General features: G+C 64.6%; 11 protein-coding genes and 1 pseudogene. 7 read left to right on the top strand and 5 right to left on the bottom strand.

Features of this window, described 5'->3' with window-relative positions:
* Positions 1-33: 33 nt before the first annotated feature.
* The gene (locus tag ACZ9GA_RS16615; protein ID WP_457361651.1) at positions 34-945 is read left to right on the top strand and encodes a LysR family transcriptional regulator; all 912 of its coding nucleotides are present in this window, start codon (positions 34-36) and stop codon (positions 943-945) included.
* A 364-nt stretch (positions 946-1,309) separates the two neighbouring features.
* On the opposite strand, the gene ACZ9GA_RS16610 is transcribed toward ACZ9GA_RS16615, so the two are convergent.
* The gene (locus ACZ9GA_RS16610; RefSeq protein ID WP_457361652.1) at positions 1,310-2,533 is read right to left on the bottom strand and encodes an MFS transporter; all 1,224 of its coding nucleotides are present in this window, start codon (positions 2,531-2,533) and stop codon (positions 1,310-1,312) included.
* Positions 2,534-2,748: 215 nt separating this feature from the next.
* Positions 2,749-3,603, bottom strand: a complete 855-nt coding sequence (locus ACZ9GA_RS16605; RefSeq protein WP_457361653.1) for a LysR family transcriptional regulator — start codon at positions 3,601-3,603, stop codon at positions 2,749-2,751.
* 107 nt (positions 3,604-3,710) lie between these two features.
* Between ACZ9GA_RS16605 and ACZ9GA_RS16600 the strand changes: the two genes are divergently transcribed.
* The 3 genes and pseudogenes from ACZ9GA_RS16600 to ACZ9GA_RS16590 all read left to right on the top strand — a co-directional run bounded on the left by ACZ9GA_RS16600 (position 3,711) and on the right by ACZ9GA_RS16590 (position 5,872).
* Complete coding sequence (locus tag ACZ9GA_RS16600; protein WP_457361654.1) at positions 3,711-4,205, top strand: thioredoxin family protein; 495 nt, start codon at positions 3,711-3,713, stop codon at positions 4,203-4,205.
* A gap of 92 nt (positions 4,206-4,297) precedes the next feature.
* Positions 4,298-5,026: pseudogene (locus ACZ9GA_RS16595) on the top strand (PAS domain-containing protein); the annotation flags it as partial.
* Positions 5,006-5,872 (top strand): methyl-accepting chemotaxis protein, encoded by an 867-nt coding sequence (locus ACZ9GA_RS16590; RefSeq protein WP_476227634.1) that lies wholly within the window; start codon positions 5,006-5,008, stop codon positions 5,870-5,872. The pseudogene ACZ9GA_RS16595 and the gene ACZ9GA_RS16590, both read left to right, overlap by 21 nt.
* Positions 5,873-5,929: 57 nt before the next feature.
* Here the strand turns inward: ACZ9GA_RS16590 and ACZ9GA_RS16585 are convergent, their stop codons facing one another.
* Genes ACZ9GA_RS16585 through ACZ9GA_RS16575 form a run of 3 tightly spaced genes read right to left on the bottom strand, consistent with a single transcriptional unit; the run spans position 5,930 to position 8,954 of the window.
* The gene (locus ACZ9GA_RS16585) at positions 5,930-6,832 is read right to left on the bottom strand and encodes a sugar phosphate isomerase/epimerase family protein (RefSeq protein WP_457361655.1); all 903 of its coding nucleotides are present in this window, start codon (positions 6,830-6,832) and stop codon (positions 5,930-5,932) included.
* Between the two features lie 19 nt (positions 6,833-6,851).
* A complete protein-coding gene (locus ACZ9GA_RS16580; protein ID WP_457361656.1) occupies positions 6,852-8,015 on the bottom strand; it encodes a Gfo/Idh/MocA family protein in 1,164 nt (387 codons plus the stop codon).
* 15 nt (positions 8,016-8,030) lie between these two features.
* Entirely contained in the window at positions 8,031-8,954 is a 924-nt protein-coding gene (locus ACZ9GA_RS16575) for a sugar phosphate isomerase/epimerase family protein (protein ID WP_457361657.1), read from the bottom strand.
* Between the two features lie 128 nt (positions 8,955-9,082).
* On the opposite strand from ACZ9GA_RS16575, the gene ACZ9GA_RS16570 reads away from it, so the two are divergent.
* The 3 genes from ACZ9GA_RS16570 to ACZ9GA_RS16560 all read left to right on the top strand — a co-directional run bounded on the left by ACZ9GA_RS16570 (position 9,083) and on the right by ACZ9GA_RS16560 (position 13,281).
* Entirely contained in the window at positions 9,083-10,129 is a 1,047-nt protein-coding gene (locus ACZ9GA_RS16570; protein ID WP_457361658.1) for a LacI family DNA-binding transcriptional regulator, read from the top strand.
* A gap of 151 nt (positions 10,130-10,280) precedes the next feature.
* On the top strand, positions 10,281-10,625 hold the full coding sequence (locus tag ACZ9GA_RS16565; protein WP_457361659.1) for a hypothetical protein: 345 nt from the start codon (positions 10,281-10,283) through the stop codon (positions 10,623-10,625).
* Positions 10,626-10,857: 232 nt separating this feature from the next.
* Complete coding sequence (locus tag ACZ9GA_RS16560) at positions 10,858-13,281, top strand: glucose/quinate/shikimate family membrane-bound PQQ-dependent dehydrogenase (RefSeq protein WP_457361660.1); 2,424 nt, start codon at positions 10,858-10,860, stop codon at positions 13,279-13,281.
* Positions 13,282-13,355: the final 74 nt, after the last annotated feature.

Raw genomic sequence — 13,355 nt, 5'->3', positions numbered from 1 at the left:
ACCTGGCACTTGATTGATACCAGGATTGAATCAATGTTCGAGCTGACCCAGTTGCGCTGCTTCACCACCGTGGCCACCGAGCTCAACTTCCGTCGCGCCGCCGAACGCCTGAACATGACCCAGCCGCCGCTGAGCCGGCAGATCCAGTTGCTGGAGCACCACCTGGGCGTCGAACTGTTTACCCGCAGCACCCGCAGCGTGGCCCTGACCGCCGCCGGCCGTGCGTTCTTCGTCGAAGCGCAGAACCTGCTGGAGCGCGCCCAGCAGGCTGCGGTGGCGGCGCGGCGGTTTGCCGAGGGCGATATTGGTTCAGTGGCGATCAGCTTCGTCGGCAGTGCGGTGTATGAGTTCCTGCCCAAGGTGATAGCCGAAGCGCGGCTCAAGCAGCCCCACGTCAAGATCGACTTGGCCGAGATGAACACCTACACCCAGCACGAAGCCCTGCGCGCCCGACGCATCGACCTGGGCATCGCCCGCGCGCCGCTGCTGGAGCCGGGCTACGCCACCGAATGCCTGGTGCGCGAGCCGTTCGTGTTGGCGGTGCCGCGCAGCCATGCCCTGGCCACGAGTGATGAAGTCCGGGTGCAGGACCTCGACGCTCAGCCGTTCCTGATGTACTCCCACGCCGCCTACCCGCCGTTCAACGAACTGCTCACGGGCATGCTGCGCTCGGCGCGGGTGTCGCCGGATTATGTGCAGTGGCTGGGCTCGTCGCTGACCATCCTGGCGCTGGTCAATGCCGGGCTGGGGTTGGCGCTGGTGCCGCGATGCGCCACGAGTGTGGTGTTCAAGAATGTGGTGTTCCGCGAGATTGATCTGGGGGAGGGCGTGCAGAGTGAACTGCACCTGATCTGGCGCGAGGACAATGACAACCCGGCGTTTGCGATGTTGTTGGAAGGCATACGCGGTGCCGCCGAAAACCTGCAAGCCGCCCCACCGGTGTAACGCCCTAAAATCAAAGGCGGACCAGGCAACCTCACAGACATAACTGGCCCGAAACAGATGTAGGAGCCGAGCTTGCTCGCGATGCGCCGTGCGGACGGCGCGCGATCTCAAGCGCGCCACAAACCTCAAGACATGCCCCTCTGATAGACAACACAGTCCTGTGGCCGCTGCCGCCAGGCTGCGCTGGCCCGATGCCTCGCTGAAAGTCTCCAGTGTTCACGCAGGCCAGCGCAGCCTGGCGGCAGCGGCTACGGGACTGTGGTGTGGCTTAAAGGTGCATGTCGTTGCATTTACGGCGGTCTTGAGATCGCGCGCCGCCCGCGCGGCGCTTCCCGGCCAGAGGCGGATGGCCGCCCCGCCGTTCCTACATCTGTTTCGGGCCAGTTATGTCTGTGAGGTTGCCTGGTCGCGCAAGGCTGAGCAGTGCCATCAGCGCCAGGCCGGCGATCAGTGCTGCCAACACCGTGATGCCGGTGTTCAACCCATGCAGGTCAATCAAGTGCCCTGCCACCACCGGCAGCGCCCCGGCCGGCACGTAGCCGCCCATATTGAACACGCCATTGGCCTCGGCGCGGCGGTTGGCCGGCACATACAGGGCGATCAGGCTCAAGCCACCCAGTTGTCCCAGGCCTTGCCCGGCGCCGGCCAGCAGTGCCGACATCACCAGCCACGGCACCGACACTTGCTGCAACGCCACCCACAGGCTGGCCATGGCCAGCACCGTGGCCACGCCGCTGAGCAGGAAGATGCGCGGCACCGCCAGGCGCTGCACGCTGAACTGTACGGCCACGCCAACCATGAACATGGCAAACGCAGTACCGCCAGCGATCAGTGGGCTGCCCACGTGGGCGAAGGCGGCGAACAGGCTAGGGCCCAGGCTGAGTACGAACGAGGTGGCGGTGATGCCCGGCCCGAAGAAGGCGATGCCGCGCAGCACATGGCCCAGGCTTTCACGCGGTACCGCTGGCAGGCGCAGCTTCAGGGGTTTGGCCGAGGGCTGGCGACGGGGCAGGGCCAGTACCACGGCCATGGCCAGGGCCAGCAACGCCAGTTCCAGGTTGAACACCACGGCCAGGGGATGCTGGCTGTAGTGGGCCATGACCCCGGCCAGCAACGGCCCGGTGCCGGCGCCCAGCACCATGGCCACGGAGGCCAGCAGCGAGGCCTGGCGTTTTTGCTGTTCGCCGGCGTGGTCGACGACATTGGCCATGCCGGCGGAAACGATGATGCCCACGGCAACGCCGGTCAGCAGTCGCGCGACCATCAGCAGGGCGACGCTGTCGGCCAGCTGGAACAGTACGGCGGCGACCATCGCCAGCAGCAGGGCTGGCACCAGCAGGGCTTTGCGGCCGAAGTGATCGGACAGTTGCCCGGCCACCAGCAGGGTGCCCAGCAGGCCGAGGATGTAGCAGGTGAAAATCGTCGCCAGGGTGCCGGCACCGAAGCCCATCTGCTGTTGCCAGTAGCCGTACAGCGGGGTGGCGGCGTTGGAGAGGATGAATACCGCAGTCACCACCCAGGCGGCGCGCAGCAGCCGGGTGGTGGAGGCGATGGGGGGCGCGGCGAGGGCGCAGGGGGAGGCGGTCATGGTTGCAGCACCGTTCAGGCTATCGAGGCTGCCGATGCTAGTGGTTAAGCGCTTGTGGTTAAATTCCCCAAGGCTGCGCCTGGCTTGTGCAAAAATTCACAAGGCATCCCGGTTGTCTGTACCGGCCTCTCGCGAGCAAGCTTTGCTCCCACAGTGTTGCACCCACCACCGTGGTTGGCTTGGCACTGTGGGAGCAAACTTTGCTCGCGATGGCGTCAGCAGGTCCCACCACGGGCTTCGACGCACTCCACGATAAAATCCATCACCGCACGGATTGGCGCCGCGTTGCGCACATCTTCATGCACCGCCAGCCACACCTCGCGGATCAGACAGGGCCCGTCCGGGTCCAGCGCCACCAATCTATGTTCCGCCGCCATGAACGAAGGCAACGCCACTACCCCGGCACCGCCCTCGGCGGCAATCGCCTGAATGCGCAGGTCGTTGCTGGTCAGCGTGACCGGGCGGCCCTTGGCCTGCTCCTGCATCCACTGCACGTACACCGAGCCTTCCATGCTCTCGTCATAGCCGATGAATACGTAGTCGCTGGTGCGCGCCAGGTAGTCGGGGCTGGCGTACAGGCGAAACTCCAACTGACCCAGCCGGCGCGCCACCAGGGTGGGTTCACTGGGGCGCATCAGGCTGATGGTGATGTCGGCTTCCCGCCGCGCCAGCGAGGCGCGCGCCTTGTCGCCCACCAGTCGCAGTTTCAACAACGGATGGCGCTGGCTGAGCTCGCCCACGCGCGGGGCGATCAGCGTGCCGATGAACGCCGGCGGCGAGGACACCACCACCTCGCCCTGCACCTGGTCCTGGCCGCCACCGGCAAAGCGCTCCAGGGCGAACGAGGCATGGTTCATCTGTTCGCCGAACTCGCTGACCCGCACGCCCTCGTCGGTCAGCACATAGGCCCGCTGCCGTCGATCCACCAGCTTGAGGCCCAGCGCGGCTTCCAGCGCGGCGATGCGCCGGGCTACCGTGGCGTGGTCCACGCGCAATAGCCGTGCGGCCGCGGACAAGGAGCCGGCGCGGGCAAACAGGCAGAAGTAACGAAGGTCTTCCCAGTCGAACATGACGGTTTCCACAATGAGCGAGGCGAAATCATAGGCCCTTGTGCCGCCAACACAAACCGTGGGTGCAGGTACAATGGCCCATCGTTCACTTTATTCAGGAAAGGTCCATGGCCTCGTATTCGCAACTCTTCGCCCTCGGCCTGCCGTTCGACACCTTCGTCGCGACCGGGCTGCCGGCGGAAATCGCCACGGTGACCCAGGCGCGCCAGTCATTCGCAGGCCTGGATGAACAACGCCTGGCGGCCATCAAGGATGACTACTACCTGCTGGCCGCTGGCGAGATGTGGTGCCCCGACTGCCAGCTCAACCTCACCGCGCTGCAGGCGCTGAGCCTGGCGCAGCCGCGCGTGCACCTGGGCATCATCAGCAAGTCCCGCGCCGAGCACGACCTGCGCGAACGCCTGGGGCTCGAGAAGGTGTCTATTCCGCTGGTGGTGGTGCTGGATAGCCACTTTGAACAGGTCGGTCTATTTGTCGAACGCCCCCGTCTGGTCGTTGAAGGCGACGACGAAGTCCTTGCCGCCTACAAGGCCGGCCAGCACCAGCAGGCCACCGCGGATGACGTGCTGGCGATCATCGAGGCCGCCCAGGCGCGCCGATAATCCGGCAAACGCGGGCTAAAAGCCGCCGAACGGTGCTTATCCCTTGAAAAAGCTGGCCGATACTCTCCTTACCACAAGGAGGTCCTCGGCCCATGTTCAACACCGCACTGAAAAAACAGCTTGCCGAACAAACTGCCGAATTGAACGAGCTGCGCCAGCTCGTCGACGGCCTGCAACGGGAAATGCTGACCCTGAGCGTCGATGCGCAACTGCGTATCGACGGCTGCAACGAAGGGTTCGCCAAGGCACTGGGTTATTCAGTGGGGCAACTGGTGGGGCGGCCCATGGCCGAGATCGTCCCGGCCTACGTCTCGAAGCTGCCGTGCTACCACGGCCTGATGGCGGCTATCGGCAATGGCACCTCGGTGACCGACAACTACCGCTTCCTGCGCGCCGATGGCTCGCTGGTGTGGATCCGGGCCCACTGGCAGCCGGTGACCGATGAGCGCGGCAACACCCTGCATGTGCGCTGCTTTGCCAATAACATCACCGCCAACATCGAAAAGTCGGCCGAGAGCACCTCGTTCATGGAAGCGCTGCTGCGTTCCACGGCCGTTATTGAATTCGACCTCAAGGGCACAGTGCTGTCGGCGAACGATCAGTTCCTGCGCGCCATGGGTTACACCCTCAGCCAGGTCAAGGGCCAGCATCACCGGCTGTTCTGCACCAGCGAAGAAACCAGCTCGCACAAGTACACCGAGTTCTGGGCCACTCTCAACCGCGGCGAGTTCGTGGCCGGGCGCTTCAAGCGTATTGATAGCCATGGCCATCCGGTGTGGTTGGAGGCCACGTATAACCCCGTGTACGACCCTGAGGGTAACCTCAGCAAAGTAGTGAAATTTGCCACCGTGGTCAGTGACCAGGTGGCCCGCGAAGAAGAGGTCAATGCGGCGGCCCACACCGCCTACGGCATCTCCCAGCAAACCGACGTCACCGCCCAGCGCGGTGCGGTGGTGGTCAACGATACCGTGCAGACCATGCGCAAACTGGCCGAGGACATGCAATCGGCGTCCACCGGCGTCGAGGCGCTGGGCAAACAGTCGCTGTTGATCAGCTCGATCATCCAGACCATCAGCAGCATTGCCCAGCAGACCAACTTGCTGGCGCTCAATGCGGCCATCGAAGCGGCGCGGGCCGGGGAGCAAGGGCGTGGGTTTGCTGTAGTGGCCGATGAGGTCCGGCAGTTGGCGGGGCGCACCAGTACTGCCACTGAGGAAATCGCCGCCGTGGTGCAGCAGAACCAGACCCTGGTGGAAGGCACCGTGCGGGAAATGGCCAACAGCAAGAGCCAGGCCGAGCAGGGCGTGCAGCTGGCCAGCCAGGCCGGCGAGGTGATTGTCGAAATCCAGGAAGGCGCGCGCAAGGTGGTGGATGCGGTGGGGCGCGTTTGCGCATCAGTTGAGCTGAAGCCCCCCGTAGCCGCTGCCGCAGGCTGCGCTGGCCCTGCGCCTCGCTGCAGATCTCTAGTGTATGGGATGGCCAGCGCAGCCTGGCGGCAGCGGCTACAAGCCGCCAAACCTGTAGCCGCTGCCGCAGGCTGCGCTGGCCCTGCGCCTCGCTGCAGATCTTCAGTGTATGGGGAGGCCAGCGCAGCCTGGCGGCAGCGGCTACAAACCGCCAAATCTGTAGCCGCTGCCGCAGGCTGCGCTGGCCCTGCGCCTCGCTGAAGATCTTCAGTGTATGGGGAGGCCAGCGCAGCCTGGCGGCAGCGGCTACAGGTGTTTTCAGCGGAAGTATTTATCGACGTACTTCTGGATTTCCCCGCGCATGAACCGCCCCGACTCATCGGCGCGCTCTTCCCAGCCGAACACGCACGCCGTGACGATCCCATCGAACCCAGTCTTGGCCAGCGCGCCGAAGAACACGTCCCAGTCAATCTCGCCCTGGTGCATGTCCATGTGCTGGTGCACCGTCACTTTCGCCCCCGGCGGGTTGACGATGTAGCGCAGCCCGGACGATGCCTTGTGGTTGTAGGTGTCGGCGATGTGCACGTGGGCGATCAAGTCACCGGCGTCGGCGATCATGCGCGCCATGTCGTCGCCGAAGTAGAAGGTGTGCGGCGCGCAGTAGAGGAATTTGACGTTGGGCGAGCCCACCGTCTTGATGATGTCCAGGGCCGGGTTGAGGGTTTCGCACCAGTCTTCGGGGTGCGGCTCAACGTTGAGGGTGATGCCTTCGCGCTCGAAGATCGGCGCCAACTCTTCCATCGAACGCCACCAAGCGGCTTCGCTGGACTCATGGCTGTGCACACCGCCGCAGCAACTGACGGTGTGCCCGCGGTCGGGCGACGGGCCTCGGCCAAACTCCGAGTTCATGGTGGGGCAGCCCAGTTCCACGGCGGCCTCGATGGCGCGCTTCCAATGCTCTACCGCCGTGCGCCGTTCGTCTTCATGGGGGCTGGCCCAGCGGTACATCGGCAGCAACGAGGCCAGTTGTACGCCATGGTCGCGCAGGGCCTTGCGCAGCTCGGCGATGCGCTCCTTGTGCGCGCGCGGGTGCACCCACCAGGGCAGCAGGTCGTCGCGGGGCGAGAGTTCGATGTACTCGTAGCCCAGCTCGGCAGTCTTGCGGCACAGTTCGGGCAGGCTGAGGTGGCGGTGCATGTAAGGGTCGAGGGCGATTTTCATTGTTGTTTTCCTTGAGATATCAGTAGGTGACCCAGGCAGCGTCCTGGTCGGCCGATTCCACGCAGCGCTGCACCCAGCGCACACCCTCGACACCAGCGTCGATGCCGGGGTAGCGCACGGGCGCCTGTGTCTCACCACGGTCGGCTGCGTCCATGGCCAGCGCGAACCGGGCATACAGGTTGGACCAGGCTTCGAACAGGCCCTCGGGGTGGCCGCCGCCGATGCGGTCCTCGTGCAGGGCCTGGGGGTGCAGGTAGTTCATGCCGCGTTCCAGCACCTGGGCGGGTTGGCCCTGGACTTCGAAGCGCAGCTGGTTGGGCTGCTCGTCCCACCATTCCAGGCTGGCGCGCGAGCCGATGACGCGGATCTTCTGGCCGTGCATGGAACCTGCGTTGACGGCGCTGGACCAGACCATGCCCATGGCGCCGCCCTCGTATTCCATCAGGGTGTAGGCGTTGTCTTCCAGCGGCGCGCGGCTGGCGACGAAGCTTTGCCGGCTGCACATCAGGCGCTTGATCTTCAGGTTGGGCAGCATCACTTCCGACAGGTACAGGGGGTGGGTGCCGACATCGCCGAGCACGTAGCTGGGCCCCGCCTGGCGTGGGTCCGTGCGCCATTTGGCGGCCGGATTGCTGGCTTCCTCGGCGGCGCAGTGGAAGCCGTGGGCGAACTGCATGTGCACCATGCGCACCTGGCCCAGTTCGCCGGCGGCGATCATCGCCCGGGCCTGTTCGATCAACTGGTGGCCGGCATAGCCGTAGGTCACGCCGACGATGCGCGAGCGAGCCGTGGCCAGGGCGCGCAGGCTCTCGGCTTCTTCCAGGGTAAAGCACAGCGGTTTTTCGCAGACCACGTGCAGGCCCGTTTCCAGCGCCGCCTTGGTGATGGCGTAGTGGGTGCCGTTGGGCGTGGCGATGGACACCGCCTGGATGCCGTCGCTGCGCTGGGCCTCCTGCTCGAACAGGCTCAGGTAGTCGGGGTAGCAGCGGTCGGGGTCCACGCCCAGTTGCTGGCCGAAGGTGCGGCCGCGCTCGGGGTCGATGTCAAACGCCCCGGCCAGCAGTTCGAAACTGTGGTCGCGCAACGCCGCCGAGCGGTGGATATAGCCGATCTGGCTTTGGGCGCCGCCGCCCACCATGGCCCAGCGGATCGGCTGGTCGATGCGTTTGCTGCCGTTGATCATGATCGTTGTCCTTGTTCAGAAACCGGTGCGGGCCAGGTAGGCGCGGCTGGCGGCGACGTCGTCCAGGCTGCTGCCGGCGTTGCGCGGGTCGCGTTCCTGTTCAATGGTGATGTAGCCGTGGTAGTCGATGTCTTCCAGGGCCGTGCGCAGGGCGGGGTAGTCGATAACGCCCTGGCCGATGGGGCACATCACGCCGCGGGCACAGGCGGCGAAGAAGGTGATGCGCTCGCCCAGCACCTGGTCGAATAGCTGCGCGTCGATGTCCTTGAAGTGCACGTAGTCCAGGCGCACGGCGTAGGTGCGCAGGGCCGCGACCGGGTCCATGCCGGCGTAGTACAGGTGGCCGGTGTCCAGGCACAGGCCGGCGACCTCGGCGGGAATGTCCTGCACCAGGCGCGCCAGTTCGTCGGCGAACTCCAGGTAGCCGCCGGCATGGGGATGGATCACGGCGCGGATGCCGTAGTGCTGCCAGGCCACTTCGGCAATCTGGCGGATGTGGCTCATCATCTGCTGCCATTGGCCGTCATCCAGCCGGGGCGCGCGGTCCGGGTGGCCGGCGCTGTAATCGCGGACCTCGTGGCCCCAGTCGATGATGACCAGGTAGGGGCCGGGGAAACGTTGGCCAGGTTGTACGGGCAGCGGCGGCAACTGCTTGAGCAGGGTGCAGATGTCGTGGGTCTGGCGCAGCAGTGAGGGCAGGTTGGCCGGGTCGACCAGGTTGTCGAAAATCGTGCCGGCGACCACGCTCAAGTGGTGTTCGGCCAGCGCGGCGCCGACCACTTCAGCGTCAAGCGGCAGGTAGCCGTAGGGTCCCAGTTCAATGCCCCGATAGCCGGCGGCCGCAGCTTCGCCGAGTACTTGGCGCCACGGTGGCAGGTGAGGGTTGCGTACATCGTCCACGCCCCAGCAGCAGGGCGCGGTACAGAGGTGGACCGGCATGGCAGCACTCCAGTGTTGTTGTTATGAGTCGCTTGAAACTGATCCTATGCGGCGCTGGTGAGGCGCGCCATGCCACCCTGAACTAATCTGTCAAAACCTTTCACGAACCCATTTGGGAATGTCAAAACATGTCAGACGTACAGCGCCGCCCCACCATGGCCGATGTGGCCCGCGAGGCAGGGGTCAGCCTGTCCACGGTGGACCGCGTGCTCAACCTGCGCGCGGACGTGCGCAGCGACACAGCCCAGCGCATCGCCGAGGCGGCGGCCCGCGTGGGTTTCCATGCCAAGGCGGTGATCGAACAGCGCCTGCTGACCAACCGCCCCACGGTGCGCCTGGGCTTTTTGCTGCACAAAAGTGGCGTGGCGTTCTATCAAGGGCTGGCGCAGGCCCTGTCCAGCGCGGCGGCCAACTGCGCCCATGCGCGCATCCGCGTGGTGATCGCCTACCTGGACGAACTGGATCCGGCCAAGGTGGCGCAGCGCATCCTGGCCTTGCGTGAGCAGGTGGATGGGTTGGGCGTGGTGGCGGTGGACCATCCGGCCATCCGCGAAGCCGTGGCGCTGCTGGGGGAGAGCGGGGTAGCGGTGGTGGCCATGGTGTCGGCGCTGTCGGCTTCGGCGGGGGCCGGTTACGTGGGGTCGGATAACCGTCGCATGGGGCGCACCGCGGGCTGGTTCATCTCACGCCTGGCACCCCGACCGGGGCCGGCCACCGTGGTGCTGAGCAGTCAGAGTTTCCAGTGCCAGGAATTGTGTGAGTTCAGTTTTCGCAGTTACCTGGCCGAGCATTCGCCGGAGTGGGAGCTGCTGGCCTCGCGTTTGACGCTTGAGGACGATGAGTTTGCCTACGGCAACACCCTCGACCTGCTGACTGGTGAGCCTGACCTGGCCGGCCTGTACGTGGCCGGTGGCGGGATTGCAGGTGTGGTGCGCGCACTGCGTGAACTCAAGGCGCGGCAGCTGCGCCTGCCGGTGGTGGTCTGCCATGACGTCACCGCGCTGACGCGCGATGCCTTGCGGGAGGGGTTGGTGCAGGCGGTGCTGTCGCACCCCGTGGTGGCACTGGCGGAGCGTAGCGTTGAGGTGCTGGTGCAGGCAGTGACCGGCGTCAACCCGGTGGCCGGGCAGGTGTATGGCGTGGCGATGCAGATCGATGTGGCCGAGAGCATCTGAGAGGCCACCTACAACTCAAGGCGAACAAACAAAGGCGGACGAGGTGATGCCCCAGACATAACTGGCCCGAAACAAATGTAGGACCGGGCTGTGCCCGGGAAGCGCCGCGCGGGCGGCGCGCGATCTCATAAACGCCACAAAACCCCAAGACATGCACTCCAACACCCACCACAATCCTGTAGCCGCTGCCGCCAGGCTGCGCTGGCCCTTTGCCTCGCTGAAAATCTCCAGTGTTCACGCAGGCCAGCGCAGCCTGGCGGCAGCGGCTACAGGATCGTGGTGTGGCATAGAGGTGCATGTCGAAGAGTTGATGGCGGCCTTGAGATCGAGCGCCGCCCGCGCGGCGCTTCCCGGCCAGAGGCCGGTCCTACATTTGTTTCGGGCCAGTTTTGTCTGGGGCATCACCTGGTTCGCCTTTGTTTTCAGGGCTTGGGCGCTGCCCCGCCCCCCCGATTATTACCATCCCCACAACAGTGTTTCTCCCACCTTCAAATGACAAGTTGTCGCAGGCACGTCATTTTTTGGTATGCTTACATTCAGTAACTAACTGATTAGTTAATTGCGTTTAAGTGGTCGTCGACGACATGCTGGTGAGTCGCATCGCCAACGTCGATGCGCAGACCTTGCAAGCCCCTGGTGAACATTGTCACGGATTCAGCTCCAAAAGCTGGGACCTCCACTATTCTTAAAACTCCCCGCAACGTTCATGCGTCAGTAGGATCATGTACATGACTAACACTCGAACTTCGGCAAACGTCGCTCGCTGGCCCCTCTGGGTCGTCGGCCTCGGCATGCTGGTCTTTGCTCTTCTCTACATAGGGTTGGGCGGTTACCTCGCGTCCGTCGGCGGCAGCTGGTACTTCGTACTGGCCGGTGTCGGCATGCTGGTATCGTCGGTATTGCTGTTCAAGCAACGCCTGGCCGGTGCCTGGCTGTTCGCCGCCGTCATGGTGGCCAGCGTTATCTGGGCCGTGGCTGATGCCGGCCTGAACTTCTGGCCGCAAATCTCGCGCCTGTTCGCCCTGGGCATCCTGAGCCTGCTGGTAGCGTTGGTTTACCCAACCCTGCGCAAGCTCAATGGCCTGGCTGGCGGCAACGGCGGCTACGCGCTGGGTGGCCTGCTGGCCATCGCCGTGGCCGGTGGTGCCTATGGCATGTTCATCCCGCACGATTCGGTATCGCCAACCGGCGACGGCCCGGGCCTGACCAAGGTCGACCCGGCGCACGCGCAGAAAGACTGGAAACACTACGGTAACGACGAAGGTGGCAGCCGCTTCGCCGCGCTGGACCAGATCAACCGCAGCAACGTTTCCAAGCTGACCCCGGCCTGGACCTACCACACCGGTGACGTGGCCATCAGCGATGGCAACGGCGCAGAAGACCAGGACACCCCGCTGCAAGTGGGCGACAAGGTGTTCATCTGCACCCCGCACAACAACATCATCGCCCTGGACGCCGACACCGGCAAAGAGCTGTGGAAGCGTGATGTGCATGCCCAGAGTAAGGTCTGGCAGCGCTGCCGTGGCCTGGCGTACTTCGACGCCACCACCGCTGTTGCCGCGCCTACCGATGGCAGCACCCCGGCCGCCGCCGTATCGGTTGCCCCAGGTGCCATGTGCCAGCGTCGTCTGCTGACCAACACCATCGACGCACGCCTGATCGCAGTGGACGCCGACACCGGCGAGTACTGCAAAGACTTCGGCAACAACGGTCAGATCGACCTGAAAGCCGGCCTGGGTGACGTACCTGACTCCTACTACCAACTGTCCTCGGCACCGCTGATGGCCGGTACCACTGTAGTAGTCGGCGGCCGTGTGGCCGACAACGTCCAGACCGACATGCCTGGCGGCGTGATCCGTGGTTTTGACGTGGTGACTGGCGCCATGCGCTGGGCCTTCGACCCGGGTAACCCGGAAGACAAGAAAGCCCCTGCCGACGGCAGCACTTATGTGCGCAGCACGCCGAACAGCTGGGCGCCGATGTCGTACGACCCAAGCATGAACACTGTGTTCCTGCCGATGGGCAGCTCGTCCACCGACATCTACGGTGTTGAGCGTACCGCCCTGAACCACAAGTACGGTGCTTCGGTACTGGCCTTGAACGCCACCACCGGCGAAGAGAAGTGGGTCTACCAGACCGTCCACAACGACCTGTGGGACTTCGACCTGCCGATGCAGCCTAGCCTGATCGACTTCGCCAAGCCTGACGGCACCAAGGTTCCGGCCGTGGTGATCGGCACCAAGGCTGGCCAGATCTACGTGCTGGACCGCCACACCGGCAAGCCGCTGACCAAGGTTGAAGAAGTACCGGTCAAGGCGTCCAACATCCCGAACGAACCGTACTCCCTGACTCAGCCTAAATCGGTTGGCATGCCGCAGATCGGCGCGCAAACCCTGACTGAATCGGACATGTGGGGTGCTACGCCGTTCGACCAGATGCTGTGCCGTATCCAGTTCAAGAAAATGCGTTACGACGGCCTGTACACAGCGCCGGGTACCGACATTTCCCTGAGCTTCCCAGGTTCGCTGGGTGGCATGAACTGGGGCAGCCTGTCGACTGACCCGGTGCACGGTTTCATCTTCGTCAACGACATGCGTCTGGGCCTGTGGAGCCAGATGGTGCCGCAGCAGAAAGACGCCAAGGCCTCGTCCGGCGGTGAAGCACTGAACACTGGCATGGGCGCTGTACCGCTCAAAGGCACCCCATACGCCGTGAACAAAAACCGCTTCCTGTCGGTAGCCGGCATCCCTTGCCAGGCACCGCCTTTCGGCACCCTGACCGCGATCGACATGAAGACTCAGAAGATCGCTTGGCAGGTTCCGGTCGGTACAGTGAAAGACACTGGCCCGATGGGTATCAAAATGGGCCTGTCGATGCCAATTGGCATGCCGACCCTGGGCGGCACCCTGTCCACCCAAGGTGGCCTGGTGTTCATCGCAGGTACCCAGGACTACTACCTGCGTGCGTTCAACTCGGCAACCGGCGAAGAAGCCTGGAAAGCCCGTCTGCCAGTCGGCAGCCAGGGTGGCCCGATGACCTTCGTGTCGCCGAAAACCGGCAAGCAGTACGTCGTCATCACCGCGGGTGGCGCACGCCAGTCGCCTGATCGCGGCGACTACGTGATCGCTTACGCGCTGCCAGACAGCAAGTAAGACGCTCCGCCAAAACCCGCTGTCGCCCTCAAGGCGGCAGCGGGTTTTTTCATGCCTGTAGCCGCTGCCGCCAG

The sequence above is a fragment of the Pseudomonas sp. TE3644 genome (assembly GCF_056278815.1).
The sequence above is the reverse complement of the archived record's forward strand: the minus strand, read 5'-3'. Positions and strand labels throughout refer to the sequence as shown.